Here is a 5,734-nt window from a genome sequence, read left to right as displayed (position 1 = left end):
GAGTCTGCAAGGCCGCGTGATCAAAGGCGGCGGGGGCCCAGGTCAGGAAGCTCACGGTGTTGCGGTGTTCGATCATCACGCCCTTCGGCAGACCGGTCGAACCCGAGGTGTAGATCAAATAAGCCAGATGCGCCGAAGTCAGCCCCGGCACCTGCGGATTCTGGACGGATTCGTCCTGCCAGGTGCCCTGGTCGAGATTGATCACGGGTACCGAAACGCCCGCCAATAGATCCTGGGTGGCCGTTTGCGCAAGCACAGCCGCCGGAGCACTGTCCTGCAACATATAGGCAATCCGCTCTACCGGATAAGCCGGGTCCAACGGTACATAACCGCCGCCCGCCTTGAGGATCGCCAACAAGCCAACGACCATTTCCGCGCCACGCTCAACACAGATCCCCACCCGCGAATCCGGCTGCACACCCTGTTTGCGCAGGGCATGGGCCAAACGGTTGGCCTGCTCGTTGAGCTCGCGATAGCTCAGGCGCTGTTCGCCATGAACCACCGCCAAAGCCTCCGGCGTACGCGCCACCTGCACCTCGAACAACCCATGAATGGTCTGTTCTTGCGGATAATCCAACGCGGTGTCATTCAGTCCGAACAACAACTGCTCACGCTCCATCGCCGGCAACACCGACAGCCGTCCCAGCGGCACCTCCGCGCTCTGCTCCAATGCATCCACCAGACTCGCCAGAGCGGCCTGCATGTAACCACAAACCCGTTGCGCATCGACACCGACCGTTGCCTGGACCGTCAGGCTGAAGCGCACATCGTCATCGTCCACCGAAAGCGTCAGCGGGTAGTTGGTCCGCTCGTCGCCACCGAGGCTCTCGATACCCTGCCAGGCATCCAGCGCCTGCTGGCTGACCTCACCGGCACCGTGCCGGTAATTGAGCAAGGCGCTGAACAGTGGCGTCGGCGTCGGCACCCCGCTGCAACGCTGGGCCAGCGCCAGGGAAGCATGCTCATGGCCCAGCAGCGCGGTGAGCCGGCCGTGGGCCGCCTTGAGCGCGGCCCGAGCCCCCATCTCGCCAAGATCCAGACGCAGTGGCAAGGTATTGATAAACATCCCCAGCGCCTGATCCGCTCCCGCACCACCCTGCATCCGACCGAGCAACACGGTGCCGAACACGACCTTCTCGCGTCGGCACAGGCGGCCCAGCACCAGCCCCCAGGCCAGATGCACCAGGCTCGCTGCGCTGACACCCGACTGCCGGGCGCGGCCACGCAGGCGCCGGGACAGATCAAGGTCCAGGGCCAGGTGGGCTTCGACGATCGCCTGCTGGTCGCCCCGAACTTCCTGCTGTTCGAACGGCAGGGTCGGCTCGTCGATATCGCCGAGCATCTCGCGGAAGAACGTTTCGTGGGCCTCCTGGCTGACACCCAGACGCGCCTGGGCCACATAATTGCGATACGGCGCGGCGGCCGCCAGCGGCGTCGCCTGCCCACGCAGGTTGGCCTGCATTTCCTGTTGCACCACCGCGATGGTGGTGTGATCGATGGCGATGTGATGGAACAGCAACACGCCCACCCAGCGCCGGTTCAGCAGATCTTCGCTGACGGCTAACCGCAGCAGCGGCGCCTGTTGCAGATTCAAACGGTAGTGCGCCGGATCGAAGCGTTGCAACAGTTGCGCCGGCAGCTCACCCTGCCGCGGATCGAGTTCGAGTGTCTCGACTTCCAGCCTGGTCTGGCGCCAGACCACTTGCACCGGTGCCTCCAGCCCTTCCCAGACAATCGACGTGCGCAGGACATCGTGACGATCGATCACGCTTTGCAGCGCCTGGATAAAATCGTCCAGACGGCTGCGGCTGTCGAAGCTGAACTGCGATTGCAGCACATAGGGGTCGCCTTCGCTGGCTGACAAGTGATGGAACAGGATGCCTTCCTGCAACGGCGCCAGCGGGTAGATATCCTGCACATTCGCCACGCCACCCGGGACCGTCGCCACCACCCGGTCGATCTGCGCCTGGTCCAGGCTGATCAACGACAACAGGTCTGGAGTGATGTGCTCGCAGCCCTGCGGGATCAGGTTGGCCGGCACCACGATTTCCGTGCTGCCACCCACCGCCGCCGCCAGTGCCGACAAGGTCGGCTGGCCGAACAGTACCCGTACATCGGCGCTCAGGCCGACCTGGCGCATGCGCTCGATCAGCGTTACCGCCAGCAGCGAGTGACCGCCCAGTTCGAAGAAGTGATCGTTTCGCCCTACGCGCTCGACCTTGAGCAAGTCGGCCCACAACTGCGCCAACACGCTTTCGGTTTTACCTTGTGGCGCTTGGTATTCGTGGCTGACCAGTGCAGCACCATCCGGCACCGGCAACGCTTTGCGATCCAGCTTGCAGTTAGGCGTCAATGGCAAGGCATCGAGCTGCACGTAGGCCGCCGGGACCATGTACTCCGGCAGAGCGCCTCGCAGATGACCGCGCAGGCTTTCGATCTCCAGCACCGTTTCAGGCCGCTGCGGCGTGAAGTAGGCCACCAAGCGTTTTTCGCCCGGATTGTCTTCCCGCGCCAGAACCACGCTGTCCTTGACCCCGGGATACGCGGCGAGAAGGGCTTCGATTTCGCCCAGTTCGATCCGGAAACCACGGATCTTCACCTGGTCGTCGTTACGCCCCAGGTACTCGAGCTTGCCGTCCGGCAGATAGCGACCGAGATCCCCGGTGCGGTACATGCGTCCGCTGCAGAACGGATCGTCGAGGAAACGCTCGGCGCTCAGATCTGGACGGTTCAGGTAGCCGCGTGCCACTTGCACTCCGCCGATATACAACTCACCCGCCACACCCAACGGTACCGGCTGACGCTTGGTGTCCAACAGATAGATCCGCGTATTGTCCATAGGTTTGCCAATCGGCACGGTGAGCGATTCGCCCTGTCCGTCGACGCGCTCTACACAGGCCCAGATAGTGGCTTCCGTGGGGCCGTAGAGGTTCCACAGTTCACGGCTGCGCGGCAGCAGCTCAAGCGCCAGGCTACGGGGAAGTGGTTCGCCACCACAAAAAATACGCAGGTCCTGATTGCCGGCCCAACCGCTGTTCACCAGCATTTGCCAGGTGCTCGGGGTGGCCTGCATCACCGTGATACGTTGCTCGTCAAGCAGGCGCTGCAATTGCAGGCCGTCCATGGCCGCCTCACGGGAGGCCAGGACCACACAGGCACCGTTGACCAGGGACAAGTACAGTTCAAGCGCGGCGATGTCGAAGGAAATGGTGGTGACGGCCAGCAAGCGATCCTGCGCCGAAAGTCCTGGTTCCCGACCCATGGACTGGAGGAAATTGCTCAAGGCCTGATGGGCAATCTGCACGCCTTTCGGACGCCCGGTGGAGCCCGATGTGTAAATCACATAGGCCAGGTGTTCAGGACGCAAATCAGCCCGCAGAGGATTGACCTCGGGCTGCCCAAGGAAACCTTCGCGCTCAGCCTGCTCAGGATCGAGCAACAGCACCGGGACGGCACTTGTTGGAAGGACCGCATGCAAGGCTTCCTGGGTGAGAATCGCCGCCGGCGCACAGCTCTCCAGCATGTAGGTCAGGCGATCCAGCGGATAATGCGGGTCCAGTGGCACATAAGCGGCTCCGGCCTTGAGAACCCCCAACAACCCCGCAACCATTTCCAGGCTGCGGTCAACACAGATCGCCACCCGGTCGTCCGGGCCGATGCCCAGGCCGATCAGGCGATGGGCGATGCGGTTGGCCTGACGATTGAGTGCGTCATAGGTCAGGCTGCCCTTCTCGTCCACTACGGCTACCGAGTCGCCATCGGTAGCGACTCGGGCTTCAAACAACCCGTGCACAGTCAGGTCCAGCGGATAGTCGACCGCAGTGGCATTGAAGCCTTCCAGCAATTGCCGACGCTCATCGTCCGGCAATACCGGTAGGTCCGGCAACGGCACGTCGCACGCTTGCTCCAAGGCATCGACCAGACTCTGCAAGGCCCTGTGCATATAGGCACAGATTCGCTCGGCCGCAATCGCTGGAACAGTCTGGGCGGTCAGCAGAAAGTCTTCGCCCTGGTCGTCGACATGGAGGGTCAACGGATAGTTGGTCCGTTCCTCACCGCTCAGGTACTGCATGCCGTGCCAGGCTGTCAGCGCCTCGTCGGTTACGGTAATGCTGCTGTGGCGGTAGTTGAGCAACGCGCTGAACAATGGCAGCGGCACACTGACGCCACTGCAACGCTGGGCCAGGGCCAGGGGCGCGTGCTCATGCCCGAGCAACGCGGTCAGTTCGTCGTGGGTCGCCTTGACGCCCTCCCGTGCACTGCGGTCTCCCAGGATCACGCGCAGCGGCAAGGTGTTGATAAACATGCCCAGGGCGCGGTCGGCGCCGTCGCCACCCTCCATCCGGCCCATCAGCACCGTACCGAACACCACATCGTCACGGGCCGCAACCCGGCCCAGCACCTGTGCCCAAGCCAGGTGCACCAGGCTCGCGGCACTCACCCCCGCCTGCCGGGCCTGAGCCCGCAAACGCTGGCCGAGGGCCACGCCCACGGCCAGTTGGGCTTCCTCGATACCCTGCCCATCACCCTGCACCTGCTGCAAACCGAACGGCAGGGTCGGCTCGTCGACATCACCCAGGCGCTCGCGGAAAAACCGCTCGTGCTCGGCCTGGCTCACGCCCAGGCGGGCCTGGGCCACATAGTTGCGATACGGCATCGCCGCCCCCAGTTGTGCCTGCTGTCCCAGCAGGTACGCCTGCATCTCGTGCTGCACTACCTCCATCCCCGTATGGTCCATCGCCAGGTGGTGGAACAGCAGCAACCCCAGCCAGCGCTGGTTCGCCGCATCCCAGGCCTGGATCAGGCGCAGCATCGGTGCCTGGCGAATATCCAGGCCATAGTGCCGGGCATCGAAACGCTGATGCAGCTGGGTTACGACCTCGCCAGCCTGCGGGTCCGGTTCCAGGTTTTCGCGTGCCAACTGCGCCTGGCGCCAGACCACTTGCACCGGTTCGTCCAGACCTTCCCAGACCAGCGCGGTGCGCAGGATGTCATGGCGCTGGATCACGAATTGCAAGGCCTTGGAGAAATCTTCCAGGCGCTCCTCACTCTCGAAGGCGAACAGTGCTTGCAGCACATAGGGGTCACCCCGCTCCGCGCTGAGGTGGTGATAGAGAATACCCGCCTGCAACGGCGCCAAGGCATAGATGTCCTGAACGTTGGCGACGCCGCCCGGCACCGTGGCGACGATCCGGTCGATGGCGCCCTGGTCCAGGTTCGCCAGCGGCAACAGTTGCGGGGTAATGCGCGCACAATCGAGGCTGATGCCATTGGCCGGCACCTGGATCTCGCGGCCACTACCCACCGCCGCTGCCAGCGCGGCCAGGGTCGGCTGGCTGAACAACACGCGCACATCGGTACTCAGACCGACCTGGCGCATGCGCTCGATCAGCGTCACCGCCAGCAGCGAATGGCCACCCAACTCGAAGAAATGATCATGTCGCCCTACCTGCTCGACCTTGAGCACATCCGACCAGATCGATGCCAGCAGGCTTTCCACTTCGCCTTGCGGCGCTTCGTAGCCACGGCTGATCAACGCCTGCGCATCCGGCGCTGGCAGGGCCTTGCGGTCCAGTTTGCCGTTCAGCGTCAGCGGCAAGACATCGAGCTGCACGTAAGCCGCCGGAACCATGTACTCCGGCAATGCTCCCTGCAGATGATCGCGCAAGCTTTCGATCTCCAGCACAGCGCCAGGCTGCTGCACCGTGACATAGGCCACCAGGCGTTTGTCGCC

1 protein-coding gene is annotated in these 5,734 nt (G+C 63.7%); it reads right to left on the bottom strand.

Annotated features, from left to right (window positions below):
• Positions 1-5,734, bottom strand: a 5,734-nt coding sequence (locus HX866_RS09860) for a non-ribosomal peptide synthetase (RefSeq protein ID WP_177139331.1), incomplete at both ends; no start/stop codon positions are given.

Source organism: Pseudomonas gingeri (assembly GCF_013386165.1).
GTDB classification, from domain to species: Bacteria; Pseudomonadota; Gammaproteobacteria; order Pseudomonadales; family Pseudomonadaceae; genus Aquipseudomonas; species Aquipseudomonas gingeri_C.
Note: the sequence above shows the minus strand (reverse complement) of the source record. Positions and strands in the feature narration are given on the sequence as shown.